At 40.3% G+C, this 18,911-nt stretch carries 19 protein-coding genes; 9 read left to right on the plus strand and 10 right to left on the minus strand.

Annotated features, from left to right (window positions below; genetic code table 11):
* Positions 1 to 180 precede the first annotated feature (180 nt).
* Entirely contained in the window at positions 181 to 393 is a 213-nt protein-coding gene (locus FXV91_RS18875) for a hypothetical protein (RefSeq protein WP_229392340.1), read from the minus strand.
* Positions 394 to 518: 125 nt separating this feature from the next.
* Positions 519 to 923 carry a pyridoxamine 5'-phosphate oxidase family protein gene (locus FXV91_RS18880; protein ID WP_229392341.1) on the minus strand — a complete coding sequence of 135 codons (405 nt, stop codon included), beginning with the start codon at positions 921 to 923 and terminating at the stop codon, positions 519 to 521.
* A gap of 152 nt (positions 924 to 1,075) precedes the next feature.
* Between FXV91_RS18880 and FXV91_RS18885 the strand changes: the two genes are divergently transcribed.
* From FXV91_RS18885 to FXV91_RS18890, 3 genes are all read left to right on the plus strand, one after another.
* Positions 1,076 to 1,696, plus strand: a complete 621-nt coding sequence (locus FXV91_RS18885) for a nucleoside deaminase (RefSeq protein WP_229392342.1) — start codon at positions 1,076 to 1,078, stop codon at positions 1,694 to 1,696.
* Positions 1,697 to 1,939: 243 nt separating this feature from the next.
* On the plus strand, positions 1,940 to 2,068 hold the full coding sequence (locus tag FXV91_RS20090; RefSeq protein ID WP_255680718.1) for a hypothetical protein: 129 nt from the start codon (positions 1,940 to 1,942) through the stop codon (positions 2,066 to 2,068).
* Positions 2,069 to 2,287: 219 nt separating this feature from the next.
* Positions 2,288 to 2,947 (plus strand): fasciclin domain-containing protein, encoded by a 660-nt coding sequence (locus FXV91_RS18890; protein WP_229392343.1) that lies wholly within the window; start codon positions 2,288 to 2,290, stop codon positions 2,945 to 2,947.
* A 309-nt stretch (positions 2,948 to 3,256) separates the two neighbouring features.
* Here FXV91_RS18890 and FXV91_RS18895 read toward each other — a convergent pair whose 3' ends face one another.
* The 4 genes from FXV91_RS18895 to FXV91_RS18905 all read right to left on the minus strand — a co-directional run bounded on the left by FXV91_RS18895 (position 3,257) and on the right by FXV91_RS18905 (position 6,864).
* Positions 3,257 to 3,697: a pyridoxamine 5'-phosphate oxidase family protein gene (locus tag FXV91_RS18895; protein ID WP_229392344.1), complete on the minus strand. Its 441-nt coding sequence runs from the start codon at positions 3,695 to 3,697 to the stop codon at positions 3,257 to 3,259.
* Between the two features lie 29 nt (positions 3,698 to 3,726).
* The gene (locus tag FXV91_RS20095; protein ID WP_255680720.1) at positions 3,727 to 3,858 is read right to left on the minus strand and encodes a hypothetical protein; all 132 of its coding nucleotides are present in this window, start codon (positions 3,856 to 3,858) and stop codon (positions 3,727 to 3,729) included.
* A gap of 356 nt (positions 3,859 to 4,214) precedes the next feature.
* Positions 4,215 to 5,207 carry a GAF domain-containing protein gene (locus FXV91_RS18900; RefSeq protein ID WP_229392345.1) on the minus strand — a complete coding sequence of 331 codons (993 nt, stop codon included), beginning with the start codon at positions 5,205 to 5,207 and terminating at the stop codon, positions 4,215 to 4,217.
* Between the two features lie 442 nt (positions 5,208 to 5,649).
* On the minus strand, positions 5,650 to 6,864 hold the full coding sequence (locus FXV91_RS18905) for a HEAT repeat domain-containing protein (RefSeq protein WP_229392346.1): 1,215 nt from the start codon (positions 6,862 to 6,864) through the stop codon (positions 5,650 to 5,652).
* A 409-nt stretch (positions 6,865 to 7,273) separates the two neighbouring features.
* Between FXV91_RS18905 and glgP the strand changes: the two genes are divergently transcribed.
* Together glgP and FXV91_RS18915 are read left to right on the plus strand one after the other, a co-directional pair.
* Complete coding sequence (gene glgP / locus FXV91_RS18910) at positions 7,274 to 8,953, plus strand: alpha-glucan family phosphorylase (RefSeq protein WP_229392347.1); 1,680 nt, start codon at positions 7,274 to 7,276, stop codon at positions 8,951 to 8,953.
* Entirely contained in the window at positions 8,950 to 9,156 is a 207-nt protein-coding gene (locus FXV91_RS18915) for a hypothetical protein (protein WP_229392348.1), read from the plus strand. Before glgP ends, FXV91_RS18915 begins: the two co-directional genes overlap by 4 nt.
* A 124-nt stretch (positions 9,157 to 9,280) precedes the next feature.
* On the opposite strand, the gene FXV91_RS18920 is transcribed toward FXV91_RS18915, so the two are convergent.
* A complete protein-coding gene (locus FXV91_RS18920; RefSeq protein ID WP_229392349.1) occupies positions 9,281 to 10,462 on the minus strand; it encodes a tetratricopeptide repeat protein in 1,182 nt (393 codons plus the stop codon).
* Between the two features lie 392 nt (positions 10,463 to 10,854).
* Positions 10,855 to 12,204 (minus strand): hypothetical protein, encoded by a 1,350-nt coding sequence (locus tag FXV91_RS18925; RefSeq protein ID WP_229392350.1) that lies wholly within the window; start codon positions 12,202 to 12,204, stop codon positions 10,855 to 10,857.
* A 668-nt stretch (positions 12,205 to 12,872) separates the two neighbouring features.
* Between FXV91_RS18925 and FXV91_RS18930 the strand changes: the two genes are divergently transcribed.
* Entirely contained in the window at positions 12,873 to 13,079 is a 207-nt protein-coding gene (locus FXV91_RS18930) for a hypothetical protein (RefSeq protein ID WP_229392351.1), read from the plus strand.
* A gap of 143 nt (positions 13,080 to 13,222) precedes the next feature.
* Here the strand turns inward: FXV91_RS18930 and FXV91_RS18935 are convergent, their stop codons facing one another.
* On the minus strand, positions 13,223 to 15,202 hold the full coding sequence (locus FXV91_RS18935) for a M3 family oligoendopeptidase (RefSeq protein WP_229392352.1): 1,980 nt from the start codon (positions 15,200 to 15,202) through the stop codon (positions 13,223 to 13,225).
* A gap of 262 nt (positions 15,203 to 15,464) precedes the next feature.
* On the opposite strand from FXV91_RS18935, the gene FXV91_RS18940 reads away from it, so the two are divergent.
* Both FXV91_RS18940 and FXV91_RS18945 read left to right on the plus strand, forming a co-directional pair.
* On the plus strand, positions 15,465 to 15,671 hold the full coding sequence (locus FXV91_RS18940; RefSeq protein WP_229392353.1) for a hypothetical protein: 207 nt from the start codon (positions 15,465 to 15,467) through the stop codon (positions 15,669 to 15,671).
* Positions 15,672 to 16,077: 406 nt separating this feature from the next.
* Entirely contained in the window at positions 16,078 to 17,379 is a 1,302-nt protein-coding gene (locus FXV91_RS18945) for a Fic family protein (RefSeq protein ID WP_229392354.1), read from the plus strand.
* A gap of 211 nt (positions 17,380 to 17,590) precedes the next feature.
* Here the strand turns inward: FXV91_RS18945 and FXV91_RS18950 are convergent, their stop codons facing one another.
* Positions 17,591 to 18,082: a protein-tyrosine phosphatase family protein gene (locus tag FXV91_RS18950; RefSeq protein WP_229392355.1), complete on the minus strand. Its 492-nt coding sequence runs from the start codon at positions 18,080 to 18,082 to the stop codon at positions 17,591 to 17,593.
* 292 nt (positions 18,083 to 18,374) lie between these two features.
* Between FXV91_RS18950 and FXV91_RS18955 the strand changes: the two genes are divergently transcribed.
* A complete protein-coding gene (locus tag FXV91_RS18955) occupies positions 18,375 to 18,794 on the plus strand; it encodes a MarR family winged helix-turn-helix transcriptional regulator (RefSeq protein WP_229392356.1) in 420 nt (139 codons plus the stop codon).
* The last annotated feature ends 117 nt before the right edge of the window (positions 18,795 to 18,911 follow it).

An 18,911-nucleotide genomic window follows, 5' to 3' on the forward strand; every position in this document is an offset into this window, starting at 1 on the left:
TGTCGTTTAAGTTTTCAAGGCTAAAGCAGGTTAAATTATATGGAGTTAGCAAAAGCAACAGCTAAGTAAGAGAAGATAGCAGAGGAATCCTTAAAAAGAGATAAGGATAATAATATTAATTTACAGCCGTTCCTCAACTTATCCTTCTACAAACCTTCTTTCTATTACAAATCTCTGTATTTACTTATTTTTTAATTTCTCAGGAATCTTTTTATCAGGAGTAACTCCGTAATATTTTGTCCTTGCCGCTCCCCAGATACAGCCTTTTTTCCCGAATATCTTCAGTTCAAGGTTCTGGATAGATTTGCAGACGCTATTGCCTGATCTTGCACCCTTGCAGATAATACAGAGTTTTTCACAAAAAACAGGGGGCTTTCCCTTATTTTCAACCATTTCCTCACTCCAGACTACTCACATTCTCCAGATGCTACACCTGTAATTTCATTGAATACTTATTTACCGGGTGCGGGTGTGAAGAATGTTTTAATAGAACTATTGTATTTCAGGTATATTTCCTGTCACAGGAGTTTCTTTCCAGCTGCAGGACCGGGAGCACACTGGAAGACATCACTTATGTTGACTTCTATGAGGGTTTTTGCAGGAAGACCTGGCTTTGCAGCATTCACAATTGCTTTCATCTTGTCGAATTTTTCACCGGAACCAATAACTGTAGCTTTTCCTTTTATCTGGAAACATCCGCCTGTTTCCGGACCCCAGACATAGATTGCGACATTTGGATTTTCTTCCAGGTTTGCCAGAGATTTAACCATGAAGTTGTCTGCGATCCAGATAGTCTCATCATCTACGAGCTGGCAGAAGCCTATAGGCACTACATTAGGAACTCCCTCTTTTGAAGCCGTTGCAACTGGGAAAATTTTTACCTTTGAAAAAGCAGTTTTCATTTCTTCATTTAACTTTACCATAATATTTCACCATCAGGATGATTTGCAGTATAAATTTATATATTTAAGCGTTAGAATTCTGTACAAGGGGAGTTCTTTGTGTACTTTAATAACCTTTTAGAGCTAAAAAAGCTTTACTAAATATTATTTGAACTAAAACAGGGGTAAAATTCATGATAAAAGACATTAGAAGTCTGGGTGAAGAGATACTGGGAAAAATCGGTTCTAAAAATAGCTTCAAAAACGAAAATGTTATTAACTGGAAAAACTGGCTGCAATTGTACGATTTCCGTCCTGAGCACACGGATGACCCTTATGCATGGCTTACAAATGTGCTTGCACTGAAATCCGTAAATTCGGGGAATTATGGGGTTGGAAGTATAATTGTCGATGCTGAAGGAAAAATTGTTGTTCTCGGGCACAACCTTGTGTATTCTCCATCTTTTCGAAGTGACCTGCATGCAGAAATGGTAGCATTAAATTATTTTGAAGAAAAGAATCCTCAAATAACAACCCTGAAAGGTTATACACTTTATACATCCCTCGAGTCCTGTCCGATGTGCCTGATAAGGCTAATTTCTGCAGGTATTAACAGAGTATTTTATGTTTCTTCTGACCCTATGGGAGGAATGACAGATTCAATAGATCTCCTGCCTCCTCTCTGGAAGGAGCTTTCAGAATCACAGATTTTTGCAAAAGCCCACTGCTCCGCAGAACTTTCAAATGCTGCAACAGGGATAATGCTCATCAATGCAGAGGAACTGCTTGAAGTCCTGAGAAAACGCAGAGAGTAGTGATCCTGCACCCGGCAAATGATCAGGCTAACTACTATTATCCGTTGCTGTATTTTTCCCTAACTATGCTTCTGGTTATCTGAAAGCCAATAAAAATCTGAAGTCAACGGAAACAGCGAACTTTCTGCCGGATAGGTCTCTCCAGTTGATTATCCAGTTAATTTTCGGGTAAAAAGTTTCTGGTGAAGCAAGGAAAGCTGTTCATATAAAAAGAAAAGTCCTTCGTGTGACTTAATCAGTAACTTGATAAGAACTATCAAAGATGCTCTGGCAGATAAGCCAGCCCAGATGAGTGATCTGCAGACATTATCTGCAGATGAGCAGAGCATAAACTATCTCGAAAGAGTTCCCGAAGAGCCTTCAGTCAGATAAAAAACGCAACCATCTGGCACTTATCATTTAGCAATATCCGGCAGTTTTTTTAATACAAACTATTTTTTAACAGATGTTTTTTTAAAAAGACTATTATTTCCAAAAACAGATAAGGTTAAATAAAAAGAGCATATAATGTGATATGAAAAATACATCATAAAGTATATCTTTTAATTGTATAATGGGGGAAGAAGTATTAAGAAACTTGGAATTCTTATAGTGTTACTTTTAGCAGGAGTGCTTTTCGTTTCCGGCTGTGCAGAAGATACTCAGGAAGAGGTTGACACCGAAGAAAGGGTAACTCCGGTAGAAGAAGTCGCTCTAACAGAAGGGACAGAAGAACCTTCAGGTGAAGATGCAGATGAAGGACTGGTACCCGGTCAGGAAGAAGAATCTTCGATTGGGGGAGAAGAAGGAATAATTCCGGGTGAGGAAGAGCCAAGCATTGGCGACAATGAAAGTGGTGCAGAGGACAACCAGACAATTGTTGATGCTGCAGAAGCTGCAGGCTACACTATGTTTGCCTCAGTCGTCAGGGATGCAGGACTTGAGGATACCCTGAATGAAGGGACATACACAGTATTTGCCCCTACCAATGAAGCCTTTGACGCCCTTCCGGAAGGTACGCTTGATGACCTCCGTGCGGACGAACAGGCCCTGAACGATGTGCTGACTTACCATGTAGTGGAGGGAGAATACATGGCATCGGACCTTGAAGACGGGCAGATGCTTACTACTGTGCAAACCGACGAGCTCCCTGTGGGTATTACAGATGATGAAGTAACAATCGGAAACGCAACTGTTGTCGAACCTGACATTATTGCAAGCAACGGTGTAATCCACGGAATCAATGAAGTACTGATTCCTTCCGGGTTGTAAAAGCAGAATTAAAAGCTTTTCTTTTTCATCTTTTTTAATTTATTTTTATCTTTTTAATTTTTCTTAATTTCTTTTCGCTTCTTTATTTTAATTTTGTGCCTGTCCAGCACAGGCATTTTAAGTTTTAATATTATAGAGTAAAAACGCAATTAAAGGCTAAAGAACGGAAAAATAAAAATAAAAATAAAATAAAATAAAATAAAAATAAAAATAAAAATAAAAATAAAATTTAAAAATTGGCTTCTGAATAGAAGAAAAGCTGTGAAGCTTTTCCTTGAGTCTAATTATCTACCGGATTCTATAGTCTGTTCAGAAGTCTACACTTACCCTGTGCCCGAACTCAACACTGTAATCCAGATAATAGACAATTTCGGGTTCTATTTTTATCATGATAGTATCCGGATCAGGCGGCATATCTGCAGTAATAGGGAATTTGGCTGCCATGATCTCCCCGACTTCCCGCAACTCTTTCTCATCGGCAACTATCGATGCCCTGCCTTCTACCTGAAGTGCCTGCATATCAAACCAGTCAGGATCATCTTCATCAACAGTAAATGCTACCTTCGGGTTTTGCATGATATTCTGAACCTTTCGGGTGTTTTTATTGGTTGCCAGGTATATGATTTCGTTTTCGGAAACATACGCCATTGTATGTGCCATTGGCCTTCCCTGAGGGCTTACGGTTGCCAGATTCAGGTAATAGTGATTTGCAAGGTATTCACGAATCTTATCTTTAAGCTCTTCTGTCATATTCCCCCACCAGATGTTATAACTTTCAGTCAGACCTCATAAGGAGATCCGGACATTTTACATCGAGCCTTTCCAGATACTATTTCAAGGTATTCTTCAATCAATGCTATGAAGGGAAAAAATCCATTATGATCTACTGATATTTGCAGTCTTTTTCCCATACGATTTATAGTGACAAAATTTATAAATCTTACTTATAAATTACGAAACTTGCAAATAAAATACGTTTGTATGCAAATTTCCTGCAGGGTTCATCAACGAGATAGGCTTTTGATCTTATCCCATAGGAAATCAGAGGTAATGAACCTTGATTACGCATAATCCGGAAAAATCCTGGAAAATCCTGGAAAGCAATGATATCCATACTTAAGAAAAAGGCCCTGAAAAGATAGGCAGATGAAAAAACCGGCATTCTCGTTTTTTCCAGGTAATTGTCAGGAAAAGGAAGAATTGATCTTTCCAGAGCTGGGCGATGAAATCAAAATAAATGAAGCATTAAGTCGAAATAGAAGAAGCATTAAGCCTTTCGCTTCTTCACACATTCTTTGAGTTTTTCTTCAAGCCGGATCCGGGAGATGAAAACCCCGAACTGAGTCGCAATAGTTTCGATAACCGTACGCACACTATCCGAAAGCTCATACTCCACCCGTGAGGCAAGATAAAAGGCAGCAATAACCTTCTTTCCGGATCGTACAGGGATTATTGCTGTAGCTCTAAGGTTTTCCTGCCTGAGTATATCATCTCTTGAGGTAAGAAGAAGGTCTATGTGCTGCTTATAGACAGGCTGCCCTATCATAACGAGCTTGGCGTTTGGAGAATTTACACTATAATAGGAGGCGTTCTCGACAAAGGTAGGAGAGAGACCACGATAGATAGCAAGATTCATATCCCCGGTTTCGTCGTCAACCAGATAGATGCCTCCGGCATTGATTTCATCAATCTGAAGGCACGAATCAAGCAGCTTATCAAGGGTTTCCTCCAGGTAATTCGAGGTGCTTAGCGCAATTCCAAGGTCTCTCTGGATATAAAGCAGTTTTTCTTTTCTTTTTCTTTCGGTAATATCCAGAATTATGCCTTTAAGGTATTTTACGACTCCATTCTCATCGGCTTCGATAAAGGTTCTTTCCTCAACCCAGCGGGCTTCCCCGGATTTTGTAAGTATCCGGTATTCCTGGGAGAAGTCAACATAATCTTCTTCAATCCTTCTTGAGAGTTCTCTTTCGACCCTCTCCAGGTCGTCAGGATGCACAATGTTCCCATAGAGAAGTTTTCCTGACGTGAATTCTTCTACTGTATATCCGAACTGCTTTATGTTCTCAGAGACAAACTCTGCAGGCCAGTACTTTTCTGGCCGCCACAGGAAAACAGTTACAGGAACTTTATTTATTACTGAGATAAGCTCTTTTGCCATCTCAAGTGCACTGCATAATGCTATCTCATTGAGATATTTACAGGATTTTTGCCTGTTATTACTTCCGTTTTTAGCCGAATTCGAAGCCGCTTTAGCCATCTTATTCTCCGTACAGAAACCTTTTACAGGAAGCTATGAGAAATTTTCGCATATTTAGTCTTTTTGCTATAACTACATAGAAACACACAATGAATTAAAAAGATTGTGATTTGAACCTTCAGAGATATCACGATGGGAAGGCGTAATAGTGATTAAAAGACGAAATGTCTAAACGTATTAATTAGCAGAAAAAAGGAAAAACCGAGGGAAAAATATATAAATCAAACTCAACTCAGATTTCCTTTCAGAAGTTAGAGGATTCAGGTGAGAGATATTAAGCGAGTTTCTAAGCGAGTTTCTAAGCGAGTTTCTAAGCGAGTTTCTAAGCGAGTTTCTAAGCGAGTTTCTAAGCGAGTTTCTAAGTGGGTTTCTAAGCGGGCTTCTAAGTGGGTTTCTAAGCGGGCTTCTAAGTGGGTTTCTAAGCGGGTTTCTAAGCGGGTTTCTAAGCGAGTTTTTTTACGAATTCTGTTATAGCTTCGCCTTGCCAGCCGTCTATTATTTCCCGGACAGCCGCATCTTTTACAAACTCATCTTTTTCTTTAAGAGCTATCTCCTTAACCAGAGGAAGAGTGCCAGGGTCTGCATGCCAGATTTTTGCAAGTTCCTGAACTGCAGTAATCCTTACAAAATTATCTTCATCATTTAGCAATCTGTCCCTTACAAGTCCAAGTGTCTCAGGTTTTTCATGCCAGACTTTTGCGAGCTCTTCCATTGAATTTTTCCTGACTGAATAATGTTCATCGGAAACAGCTTTTTCCATGATCAATTCAAAAGTTCCAGGCTCTTCAGGCCATAAGGAAGTAAGCAGAGTGACTGCGGTTCCCCGGACCATATTATCTTCATCGTGAATGCACCTGTCCCGGATAAATTCCAGGATTTCAGGGTCGTTCCGCCAGCCGTTTGCAAGTTCCTGAATAGCAGCCCCTCTTACGGAATAATGATCATCCTTTACTGCCCTTTCTTTTATTAAAGGGAGGATATCACCTTTGCAGGGCCATTTCTCTGCCAGTGCCTGTAAAGCCTCACTCCTTACAGAGTAATGTTCGTCACTCAGGGCTTTATCTCTTACCAACTGAAGAACCTCCGGTTCCTTACTCCAGTATTTTGCAACGCTCTGGATTGCAACAGCCCTGACAAAACCATCTTTCTCCTCAACAACCCTACGTGTTATAAAATCCAGACTACAGCAATTTTTACCCCAGCACCTGGAAAGTTCCTGAAGAGCTGTACTTCGGACAAACCTATCTTTTGCGTTCTCAGCCCAATCTCTTAGAAGCTCGAGAATTTCAGGCATATGCTTCCAGTTCTCTGCAAGTTCCTTTACAGCAGCTCTCCGAACCTCATAATTAATGTCTTCAATAGCCCTTTCCCTGACCAGGTGTAATATTTCGGGCCTTTCCTTCCATGATCTCGCCAGTTCCTGAAGGACAGTCTTTCGGACTGAGTAATGGCTATCTCTGACAGCTCTTTCTTTTATAAATTCAAAAATATCCTCACTGTCACCACAATTTTTCGCAAGTATGAGAAGAGCTTCACGTCTAACCGTATAATCCTTATCTTTTACTGCCCGATCTTTAAGCAACTCTAGAGATCTAAAAGAAATTGCCTCTTTTTCTTCAGAATCTCCAGGGAGACGAGATATAATATTTTCAGGCATTTCTTTCCACCTACTTATTGTCCACCACTAATTAAATATCTACCAGAATAAGATTGACCTAAATAATATATTCACATTTGTTATTTAAATCATACTTAAAAACATTTATAAATTAAATAGTTTACATGCGAAATTTAAATTGACATTAAAGCGTATTCATTAGTCTGGTTTGCAGTTGTTTTCAGGTTTAAAAGCAGCAGAGAATATATTTTGTAATCTCAGATGCCAGGAAACTAAAAACCTCAGTTAGCAAGAAACTATTTTTGGTTTATTTAAAGCCTTGTTTGAATTAACAAGTCAATCTTAAAGGTCGAGTTAATATATCACCGGAGACATCTTTACAAATATTATTAGCAAAACGCATTTTAAGTATCTCTGTTAAAAGATAAAGGCAAGGGGATTTACAAATATGGAAGATGGTCTTCAAGGAGTATTGAAAGGGCAAAAAATAGCTTATTTTTCCATGGAAATAGGGCTTCGCAATGAACTCCCGACATATGCAGGAGGGCTTGGAGTGCTCGCAGGCGATACAATCCGCTCGGCTGCAGATCTCAATGTTCCGCTTGTGGCAGTAACTCTTGTCAGTAATAAAGGATATTTCAGGCAGAGCCTTGACATCTTCGGGAACCAGACAGAACAAACTGAAGAGTGGGACCCTTCACATCTGATGATCAGACTCCAGCAGGAAGTCAGCGTAAAAATTCAGGACAGAGAGGTTAAAGTCCAGGCATGGCATTATAATTGCGAAAGCCTGACCGGGGGCTGCGTACCTATCATTTTTCTCGATACGAATGTAGAGGGGAACTCATGGGAAGACCGCGGGATCACAGATTTCCTTTATGGAGGTGACCATACCTACAGGCTCAAGCAGGAAATAGTGCTCGGGATAGGGGGAGTACGCATGCTTAATGCACTTGGCTTTAAGGTCCGAAAATACCATATGAATGAAGGACACTCAAGCCTCCTTGCTCTGGAGCTTTTAAAATGTAATGGCAAAGAATGTCTTAGAGTAAAGGATCTTTGCATTTTTACCACCCATACTCCGGTAGAAGCAGGGCATGATAAGTTCGATTATGGACTTGTTGAAGATCTGATCCGTGATAAGAATGATATCGAAATCCTGAGAAAATATGGAGGATCAGACCGTTTTAATACGAGTCTTTTTGCTCTCAACCTGTCAGACTATGTCAATGGCGTTACAAAACGGCACAGCCGGGTCTCAAACGAACTTTTTCCAGGGTATTCGATCCAGGCAATAACAAATGGTGTACACTCCTATACATGGACCTGCCCTTTTTTCAAGCAGCTTTTTGACCGTTATCTGCCTGGATGGGCAAATGAACCCGAACTCCTAGTAAGGATAGGGGGAATCCCTGATGATGAAATATGGGAGGCTCGCAGGAAAGCAAAAAAAGCCCTTATAGATGAGGTCAACAGAAGAACAGGGGCAGGTATGGACTATGAGACCCTGACCATAGGTTTTGCACGGCGTATGACAGCGTATAAACGAGCAACTTTAATCCTCTCCGATCTTGAAAGGCTCAGAAAGGTAAACAGGAGGGGAAAGATTCAGCTTATCTTCGCAGGCAAAGCCCATCCGCATGACGAAGCCGGAAAACAGCTCATAAGGGATATTTTCAAAACTATAGAAACACTCCGGAATGAAATCAAGATCGTTTTTCTGGAGAATTACGATATGGACCTGGCTGCAAAGATGGTTTCCGGAGTCGACCTCTGGCTGAACACCCCAGTTCGCCCTTATGAAGCCTCTGGCACAAGCGGCATGAAAGCTGCCCATAACGGGGTTGTAAACTTCAGTGTGCTTGACGGCTGGTGGATTGAAGGATGGATCGAAGGGGTGACTGGCTGGTCCATAGGACCTCAGCCCGAAGAACACCTTACCGTGGAAGAGGCAAGGCTCTCTGAGCTTGACGACCTTTACAACAAACTCTACTACGTTATAGTCCCTATGTATTACGACCGCAGGGACGAATGGTTTAAACTGATTAACAACTCTATAGGTATGGTTGCCTATTATTTCAATAGCCACAGAATGATGAGGCGTTATGTTACTCATGCTTATCTGTGAACTTCGGGAACCAGGCTGTCCTGAACCAGGTTAATTTCACTCCAGAAGCAAAACAGAACCGCAGCCAGGCCATCAGCCTGAAAAATACTTACATCGGCCTGGAAATCACATTTCAATTAATAAATGAGAAAATGCTTACGCCAGCTTGTCTGGCGGCCCTTTCCAACAAGAAAAAGGAGATAGAGGAAAACGTCTCTTTGTAGAATTTAATTCTTCTTTTAATTGTATCCCTGAAAATCTTTTAGATTATTTTTATTTGCTGGCTTTACTTTATCCTTTTTCGCGGGAAAGCCACTCTCCTTCGTCGAGCGTGATACTAGAGAAAACTTATGCTTTTCCGGATTCTAGCTTTTTAACTTTTTCACGGGCACTTTCCGCTTTTGTTTTGAAACCTTTACTATCCCAGAGATCGGCTGCAATTTTAAAAGCATTTTCTGCCCCTCTCAGGTTTCCGAGCTTCAGGAAAACCTTTCCCTTTTCATACCAGGCGTCGGGATAATCGGGCTTAAGACGGGTTGCCTTCTCAAAAGCGTGCAGAGCTTCTTTTTCCGAACCTGTTTTAAAGAGAATTTTCCCCCTGAGCTGCCAGGCTTCGACATTTTCAGGCTGTTTCTCAAGGGCTCTTTTAAAAGCCTGCACAGATTTTTCCTGTTCACCAAGCTTAAGATGGAGTTTACCTTTTTCAAACAGGGCATCCTGGTCATCAGGGTCTCTTTCCAGGGCTTTTTCAGATTCCTTGAGTTTCTCTTCACACAGACGTATCCGGGAGAGCACTGCATCCTTGCCTTCCCATGCGTTTTTCTGCACAGGGTTCAGGAGAATCGATTTCTCAAAAGCCTCAAGAGCGTCCCGAAAGCGTTCAAGCTTTGTTAGAGCAAAACCCACGTTAGTCCAGAGCCCTGCATTATCAGGGCTAATTTTCAAGGCTCTTTCGAATATTTCGAGAGCTTCTTCATAGCGTTTGAGTTTCAGCAGGGAATTTCCTTTATGAAACAGGGCTGCAAAATCAAGAGGATTTTCTTCAAGCACGCGGTCAAAAGCTTGAAGTGCAAGCTTTAGCCTTCCCTGTCTGTAGAGAATCACTCCTTCTTCATAAAAGCCTCTCATCCCTGTACTTTCCGGATTTCCTTCTTCCCCCCCACCTTCGGCACTGTCCTTTTCAAGCCCGGTTTCAGAGAGGTACCTGAACCCTGCTGAATCTTTCTGCTCAGGCCTGGCATCAAGGTATATGAACTCCTCTTTTGGCACGAAGGATTTGCAGATCCATCCTGACTCAACCTTTCTATTTGTAATGACACAATACTCATTCACGTACTTAGAACAGACTCCGCAGCAGTAGATGTGCCTCTCGAGCCGATATCTGATCTGGTCAATATCGGTAGTAATGAGTCCCTGGTTCAGCCTGTTTTTGAAGGTCTCGTAAGGGATATTTTTAATTTTGATATAGACTGTTGAAGGAGCCGGAGGGTCACATTCATAAGGTTTTTCGGTTTGCTTTTTGCGGATCATAATTTTTGTGGAATGTGGTTTTTGTCAGAATTTATTTATTGGAATCTGCGTTTTGTAGAATCTACAGCCTGTGAAAATTCGGTTTCACAGAAGTTTATCTAAGGTTACCAATGTTTTTGAGCCCTGAGAATATAAACCTTTTTCAAGACTTGTAATCACTCTTTTTACATCCAATCCTTTTTACATCCAATCCTTTTTACATCCAATCCTTTTTACATCTGATCCTTTTTATATCTGATCCTTTTTACATTCGATCCTTTTTACATCCGATCCACTTTCTTTTACATATTCTATTAAGATTGATGCTCGGTAAAAAAGATATTAAAAAAGAAACTAGCCGGAAATTCTCCGGTTATTAACTTAGCAGCCTTCCAGAAACCTGGAACAAAAGGTTATGTGGAAGACGTATCTCCGGGTTCTGGGCTGAGGTTAAGCGGATGACTGAAATTCCACCAGCCACTTTTGTCGCTTTCCCTGCCTTCCGAACTCATAGCCCAGATCCTCCAGCGGTACTGACCTGTGCCCTCCAGAAATTCAAAAGAGTAGCTTGTTCCGGAAATCCCGGAAACTACTCTGGATCCGGAAGTTTCCGAAAGCCACATACCCGTACTTGAATCGTATGAATCTATTTCTACCGTGTAGTTTGCCGCACCCGAAACAGCTTTCCATTTGAGTACAGCCTGTGCAGTAGAAGTGTCGAATACTTCCCCGCTAGCTGGTGAGACCTGCTCCGGAGTAGAGATAGGAACAGAAGGTGTAAGCATAGAAGGTTCTTCCACGAATATGACTTTGGTAGCGCTAACACTTCCTTCTTTGTTTGTAGCTGTCAGGGTATAAGTGGTGGTTTCTTCCGGGAATATACGCTGGCTGCCGGTCAGGCCTGCAGTCCCTATCCCAGGTTCTATGGCAATTTCCGTAGCTTTGGAAACACTCCATGTTAAATTGGAACTCTCTCCTTTAGCAATGACATCAGAATCTGCGTTAAAAGAAACAATTGAAGGTAAATCCTCTGAAGGTAGATCCTCTGAAGGTAGATCCTCTGAAGGCAGATACTCTTTCGGACCTGATAGATTCTCATTAGAGGGTAAAATGTTCTCTTCTGCAGATGTTAAGTTATCTTTCGGAGGCAGAGGACTTCCTTCAACCGTAACCGTGCAGTAAGCCGTATCTTCTTTATCGCCATTTGAGGCTGTAAGCTCATATGAAGTAGTATCTGCGGGTGATACGTTCAATGTCCCTGCGGGCTCTACAATTCCGATACCGGGCTCTATAGTGACGTTTGAAACTCCGGCAACGTGCCAGCTCAAGACAGAATTTTCTCCTGGCTGAATAGAGTCTGGACTTGCATCAAAAGAACTGATAAGCAGATCCTCCTCTTCAACCGTAACCGTACATGTAGCTACTTTTTCTTTCCCTTCATCTGAAGCTATCAGTTTGTAAATTGTTGTTTCAGAAGGAGATACGGGAAGTGATCCACTCGAGTTTACGGCTCCGAGATCAGGCTCTATAGTTACATTCGTTGCCCCCGAGACTTCCCAGCTTAGAACGGAAAGCTCTCCGGGTTCAATAACTTCAGGACCTGCATCAAAAGAATTAATTCCCATAGCTGCTGCAGGAAACAGGGCTTTAAGAGCGAGGGCTATACCTAGGATGGTACCAACTAATTTTATAATTTCTGGCAATGAACTCCATAAAGATCTGAAGTGATCCAATGCCGATTTTTTACTGTCCTGTTTATCCATATAAAGACTCCGGGCAGCCTGCAAATCACCACAAAGCAGTCAGTTATTACGAAAAAAATCAATACCGAAAAAAATCAATTTCATCGTTAAAGGAGAATTTGCTTTAGAGTTTTATTCAAGAATAAAATTCAATCAGAATTTTATGAATAAAATTCAATCAAGATTTTAGGGTTAGTTTGGTTTTCCGTTAACATTTGGGTTTAGATATTCGATATCCCTTTCGACATCATAACTGATACTCCACAGCATGCAGGTTTTCAAACATTATACATTTTTTACTCCAAAGTAAAGATTATATGCTGTGGTTTAATATTATCATATATATTAATTATGGCATATAATTTGAAGAAATAACAAAAGTGTTTCTGAACGAGCTAGGTATTTACACATATTTACATATACCATTTGGGTTACAAAAATACCGATAACTTCAGGACGAATTTCAAATGAATAGTAGAAATTCTGGACCTGTTTGAGAGCTGAAAATACGAATTCGCAATACATTTAAAATGGGACTTCCTGGACAGGCAACTACTAAAAGAGTCAGGGATTTCACTAAAAGGATTATTACACTAATATTTAATACTTATAAAATTAATTAAAGCAATGAATATTTTTAGTAATTACATTTGGTCAGTATATTTTCTAAAATAAGGGAGGGTAAATTTATGAGTTATAAAAAAACACACGGCGTTCCAGCACTATTCTCTTTTTTCATCCCCGGCCTGGGCCAGCTTGTAAAGGAGCAAGTGTCCAAGGCACTTGGTGTCTGGGCAGCCCTGCTAATCAGTGCATTCATGAGCGTAATCGGAATTGGGTTTTTAATGGGAATGGTTGTCTGGGTCGCGCAGATCTATGATGCTTATAATGCCTGAAAAATCCAATGAGAAACCCATAATGCATAAAAAGCAGGTTAAAAAGAACTTACCATCGGTGTTTATCAAATTGGTAGAAAATAATAGTCAGAGCCTATCATCCCGGAAAGACCCTGAGTGATATTAAGGGTTCATATAAAGGTTTATACGGCAGAATCAGATTTATTTCCATTTATCTCTTTTTCTAGCTTATTCAATCCCTGAATCCTCAACTTCACGATATCCACGGCGTCCTCAAAGAGCTGCCTGTTGATCTCGATCCCGAAGTATTTTTTGAGTTTTTCTTCAGGAGGCATTGTCGAACCTGCAGAGAGGTAGGCAATGTAATTTTTGTTGAAGGCCTCTGGCTTTTCTTTATATTGTTTGAAGAGGGCGAGAGTTATTGCCTTTGAAATAGCGTAGTTGAAAGTATAGTAGTTATTTGTCAGGTAAATGTGGTTAATATAGGTCCATTCCGCAGAGTCTTCTTTGTAATATTCAATGGATTCGCTCCTGTATTCTTTAGAGATGTCTGTCCAGAGGGCATTGAGCTCAGTTCCGCTGACATTCCCGTTTTCAGCGCAGAGCTGGTGTGCTTTATACTCGAATTCCGCAATCATAGGCTGACGGGTAAAATAGTTCTGGTATTCCCCTATATGCTGGGCAAGCACTGCAACTGCTGTTTCTTTATCGGAATTTTCGACCACATAATCAACGAAGAGTTCTTCGTTGAAAGTGGAAGGGATCTCCATTTCGTAAATCTGACCTGCGCAGTAGAGATAATCCACTGAGTTACCCATTAAATAGAAATTAATTCCATGTCCAAGTTCATGAGTGAGGGTCTTCTGGTCACTGATAATGCCATTATAGTTCATAAAGATCAGAGCTGGAGACTTCAGGGCATAAAGTCCGTAACAGTATCCCCCTGGCTGTTTTCCATGTTCGGGATCAGGATATACGTCTATGAAATTTCCGGTTACCATTTTCAAAAAAATCTCGTTGAAACAGGAATCCATTCCGGAATAAGATTTCTGGACCTCCTGCAAAGCATCTGTGTAGGTGTAATCTTTACCGGATTGATCCGTCAACTGCAGCAGAAGGTCGTATGGACTGAGAGTTTCAAGCCCGAGTTTTTTCCTTCTGAACTCGTTATAATCCTCAAATATATCTTTTCTTTCCTTAAAAACCGTATTCATGTCGTCAACCTGGTTTTTAGTGAGATAAAGGCCATACAGGCTGGATTCGTAAGAATCCGTGTAGTTCAGCTCACTTGCAGCAAGGTCGTCAAGCCGGGCTTTTTTAGAATAGAGAGAAGCCATTGAACCGGATTCGTTTATCAGGTGGTAAAACCTCTGGTCATAACATCTTTTCCTGTTTTCCCGGCTCTGGTCTGTTGAGAGCAGAGTATTGTAGGACTGAGAATTTACCTGGAACTCTTCCCCGCTCTCAAGAGTTATGTTTCCTGCCATTGTGACTTTATTGGTGATTTCGGAAAGAGCCTCAGTTTCCAGTTTCATGCGTTGATTTTCGAGATCTGCAAGATATACAGCCTGGGCTTCATTCATTGGCCTATGCTCTATAAATCTCATATAGGTTGCTTCAAGGTAAGCCCGATATACCTCAAGTCCGGGCTCTTCGGAAAAGAGCCTATCCCACTCCTCTTTACTGAGCGAGGTCAATTTTACGGTTGCAAATGCACTGACCTTTCTATGTTCTGTAACCAGGTCCTGAGATTCTGCAAGAAGAGAGTTAAAAAACTGGTCATTCACATTTTTACTGAGCTGAGTATACGCGTAAATATAGAGGACGTCAACAGATCTTGAAAACTCCTTTTCAGCTTCCAGATAATCCAGTAAAACCGACCCGGGAAGGTTCTCAAACTCCGGACGGAAAGTCTGGTTTATTTCCTCGGATCTCTTTTTCAATGCCCCAAGCTTTTCCAGGGCATCTCCTCTGCTGCTGAAAAGATAAGAATCATCCCATTCCGTGGTAACCTCATCGAGATTAATCTCTTTAAACATGTTATTCTCACCTGTGTTTCCAGAAGATTTCTTTACTTTATCTGAAGCATCACGCCCTGAAAAGATTGCAAAAAGCAATAATAGTTCGAGAGAACTGAGCCGTTTAACTAACTTTTGTCCCATAAACCTACCCCTTGATCACTATTAAATTGTGATTGAGAACGTAACACATATAACTGAGAATATATTAGGACTGATTCATATTAACCTAATGTCCCGAAAAGTGTTCGAAAATGCAATCAAAAATCTCAACTTCATAATTCATGCCTACTGAGTACAGGTTAGGATGTCAATATAAAGGAAAAAGACTTATCAAGATCGAATTGTTTATATTCTCCTCTTATTAGATGTTAAAAAGGTAAGTTCTTAAAAAAAGGTAAGTCTTATGGATTGCAGAAGAACACATGGAGTTCCAGCCCTATTTTCTTTTTTCATCCCAGGTCTGGGCCAGCTTGTAAAGGGACATATTTTCAAGGCACTGGGCATCTGGATAGCTCTTATGATCACCGGGACCATGCACATTATCGGGACTGGAATTTCAATATGGCTGATTATATGGATCTGGCAGATATATGATGCCTATAATGCCTGAATAAAGAGGAGTAAGAGAAATCTGAAGAGGATAAAAATAAATGTATAGTAAAGTAACTTACTCAGCAATACATCAACTCTTTCTGAGATTAAAGATGAGACTAAAGAATCCAACACTATTTTTTGTTTATTCTCTGAAATATTCTTACTGGTTGATGCCGGGCCGTAAAACTAAGATTTTGCTATAAACATCTATCAATATCTATCAAAATTTATCAAATTGATAGAAAAAAGAAGAAAATGAATAAAAAACGTCATCAATTGATGCTGCTAATATCTAGAGATATAATTGAGAACTATCAATATCTATCAAAAAGTATCAAATTGATAGAAAGAAATATAGGAAATAAACTATCAATATCTATCAAAATCAATCAAATTGATAGAAAGATATAGAAAATGATAATATGAAACTCCCAGAAGTCCCCGAATTTTCAAAAGAGGCCCTCGAAGAAGCTGGAAAGTTTCTGCATGATCGCCAAATTGCAGAGTTAGCTCACAGATACAATGAGAGGTATCTGCACTGGGAGGAGTTAAAACATAGGAAACTTCCCCTAGACCCTGTTATTGTATGGAATCTGATGAAAGTATCCAGAGAGTTAAAAGCAAAAACCCTGGAATTTGGGGACTGGGTTTTCAAATATGTTTTAATAGATGAATTTCAGGAAAAACTCCATATTCTGGACAAATCAGCAGCAGGAAATCTTATAAGCAGCCTTGAAGCCCTGCAGGACAATAGAAGAAAGTACATTATCAGTTCCCTGATGGAAGAAGCAATAGCTTCAAGCCAGATAGAAGGGGCAGCAACTACGAGGGAAGTTGCAAAAAGGATGCTGCAGGAAGACAGGAAGCCAAAAAATAAAGACGAAAAAATGATTGTAAACAATTACGCTACAGTGAAGCATATCGTGGCTTTAAAAAATGAAACCATTACTCCAAATAAAATTCTTGAAATCCACAGGATGATCACAACCGGAACACTTGAAAAATCCGAATACGAAGGCAATTTCAGAGAAAATAACGAGATTGCAGTTTATTCACACGACGGGACATTACTTCATAAGCCTGTAGAATACCCTGAAATTCCGAAATTAATTGATAAATTATGTGATTTTGCCAGCACCAAGGATGAATATTTCATTCATCCCGTAATAAAAGGAATAATCATTCATTTCCTGGTCGGATACATTCACCCATTCAACGATGGCAATGGCCGGACTGCAAGGGCTCTTTTCTACTGGTATCTACTCAAAAACGATTACTGGCTTTTCGAGTACATGGCAGTCTCAAGAGTAATAAATAACTCGAAAAAGCAGTATAGAAATGCCTACCTTTACACTGAATCCGACAGAACCGCGAATGATTCCGGAGACCTCACATACTTTATCAAATACAACCTCGACTGCATCAAAAAAGCCCTTGATGACATCCTCGAATATCTGGAAAGAAAACAAAAAGAACAGTTTCAAGCCCTGAAAATCATAACCGAATCCGGGGACCTGACTTTAAGACAGGCAGAAATCTTCAAGCAGTTTTTAAAAGAGCCTGAGAAACCCGTCACAATTAAAGAAATAGTGACTACTTACAGCGTGGCGTACGCTACAGCCAGAAGTGATCTGTTCCAGCTTGAAAAATTGGGTTATCTTGAAAAAAGAAAGGCTGGAAAGGGGTTTATTTTTATATTCAGGAGAGTTGACAGAAATAATTAATTCTTCCTCTTTCGGATGCTCACTATAATCTCAACATCATAATCTGTAAAAATATATTCCAATCAATTTCTATCAAAATCTATCAAATTGATGGGAAAGATAACAATTGACTGAAGAATATAATTGACTGAAGAACAGGATACAAAAAAGAAGAACATCCTTCTAATTCCTGCTAACTTAAAAGATTACCAAAAGAATTTATAATGTTTTGTCAGTATTTTCTTACCATTTCCTCCTGCCATTCTGTTTCCGGCCACCCTCCAAAGCCTCTCAACATATTTATTTCGTCAAGATAATCCAGTATCTCATCTGCCGAAAAACCAATGTCCCTGAGTACGCATCCGAGGACTGTTCCTGTTCTGCCTATCCCTCCCATGCAATGGACAACAATACCTTCTCCTTCATCCATTTTTCTTCTTATCACATGAGTTGCCTGTCTGATAAGACGTTCCTCTCTTTCAGGATCTTCCGGATCATAACCGTAATAAAGATCCTCCAGTTCTGCAGAGAACAGTACTTTGAGAGGATAGGGATTGTAATGAACCTCTGGATCGCTAAGACAGACTATGTTTGAAAATCCAGCTTCACCAATTTTCTCCCATGGTGTGGACTTTCCGGGACGAGACATACCGGCGAGAAGTACGGGCTCCTTGAGCACGGTATAGAAATGTAGTGGAATTCGGATACCTTCTATTAGAGGCATCTCCCTTGGATTCAACAAAGAGGGCATCATGCTAAGAGTATGAGAAGCAGGAGATATAAATTAGATATAAATTTTCATTAGCGAACCTGTTGAAAAGGTTACTTTATTGATTGCACACGCTGAAAATAATTATTCAGTAAAAATGAATCAAGCGGCATTACAACTTTACTATTTATCATTCTGGTTGCGACTATGAATTAAGAGACTACAAACCTTTTCAATTCCGGCTAAACTTGCCACAACCACAAACTATATAATTAGGCAAGCCCTAACTAACAACCCTGATCTAGATATGACGGCGAAAAAAGAGCATTTGTTCATAGTCTTTAAAAACCTGATCAAAATCAAAAGCGAGTGCTCTTGTGAGATCTTCTCTGAGTGCGGGGTATCGGATATCACTGTGAAGCAGATCGGATATCTGAAAGTCATTGATGAACATGGGGAAGTAACGTTCAGCAGGCTTGCGAAAATCACCAGAAATTCAAAACCCACCATCACAGAGATGGTCAACAGATTTGTTAGAATGGAGTACGTGTACAGAGAAAAGTCCTCTGAGGACGGCAGGATCTTTTATATTCGCCTGACCGAAAAAGGGCAGAGACTAGCCCGTGCCGAAGAGAGCGCTTTGTTGAGGGTTATTGAAAAAATGGCAGATTCGCTGGATGAAAAAGAGATTGAGACTCTGATCAAGCTTCTGGAAAAGGTAAGATAATTTTTTTGTCCTGCCAGATAGTTAGGTTAATTCAAACTAATGATTCGCGATAACCGATATAACTGAAACGACAAAAACAACTGACAATAACCGAAACTACTGAGACAACCAAGACAA

This window comes from Methanosarcina sp. DH2 (assembly GCF_020804225.1).
Taxonomy (GTDB): Archaea; Halobacteriota; Methanosarcinia; order Methanosarcinales; family Methanosarcinaceae; genus Methanosarcina.

Bases quoted from the DNA above. Each gene is read 5' to 3' on its own strand.
- FXV91_RS18945 (WP_229392354.1), top strand. From the start codon at position 16,078: ATGAAACTCCCAGAAGTCCCCGAATTTTCAAAAGAGGCCCTCGAAGAA.
- FXV91_RS18920 (WP_229392349.1), bottom strand. From the start codon at position 10,462: ATGATCCGCAAAAAGCAAACCGAAAAACCTTATGAATGTGACCCTCCG.
- FXV91_RS18950 (WP_229392355.1), bottom strand. From the start codon at position 18,082: ATGCCTCTAATAGAAGGTATCCGAATTCCACTACATTTCTATACCGTG.
- FXV91_RS18905 (WP_229392346.1), bottom strand. From the start codon at position 6,864: ATGCCTGAAAATATTATATCTCGTCTCCCTGGAGATTCTGAAGAAAAA.
- FXV91_RS18925 (WP_229392350.1), bottom strand. From the start codon at position 12,204: ATGGATAAACAGGACAGTAAAAAATCGGCATTGGATCACTTCAGATCT.
- FXV91_RS18935 (WP_229392352.1), bottom strand. From the start codon at position 15,202: ATGGGACAAAAGTTAGTTAAACGGCTCAGTTCTCTCGAACTATTATTG.
- FXV91_RS18875 (WP_229392340.1), bottom strand. From the start codon at position 393: ATGGTTGAAAATAAGGGAAAGCCCCCTGTTTTTTGTGAAAAACTCTGT.
- FXV91_RS18895 (WP_229392344.1), bottom strand. From the start codon at position 3,697: ATGACAGAAGAGCTTAAAGATAAGATTCGTGAATACCTTGCAAATCAC.
- FXV91_RS18930 (WP_229392351.1), top strand. From the start codon at position 12,873: ATGAGTTATAAAAAAACACACGGCGTTCCAGCACTATTCTCTTTTTTC.
- glgP (WP_229392347.1), top strand. From the start codon at position 7,274: ATGGAAGATGGTCTTCAAGGAGTATTGAAAGGGCAAAAAATAGCTTAT.
- FXV91_RS18955 (WP_229392356.1), top strand. From the start codon at position 18,375: ATGACGGCGAAAAAAGAGCATTTGTTCATAGTCTTTAAAAACCTGATC.
- FXV91_RS18900 (WP_229392345.1), bottom strand. From the start codon at position 5,207: ATGGCTAAAGCGGCTTCGAATTCGGCTAAAAACGGAAGTAATAACAGG.
- FXV91_RS20095 (WP_255680720.1), bottom strand. From the start codon at position 3,858: ATGGGAAAAAGACTGCAAATATCAGTAGATCATAATGGATTTTTTCCC.
- FXV91_RS18885 (WP_229392342.1), top strand. From the start codon at position 1,076: ATGATAAAAGACATTAGAAGTCTGGGTGAAGAGATACTGGGAAAAATC.
- FXV91_RS18940 (WP_229392353.1), top strand. From the start codon at position 15,465: ATGGATTGCAGAAGAACACATGGAGTTCCAGCCCTATTTTCTTTTTTC.
- FXV91_RS18880 (WP_229392341.1), bottom strand. From the start codon at position 923: ATGGTAAAGTTAAATGAAGAAATGAAAACTGCTTTTTCAAAGGTAAAA.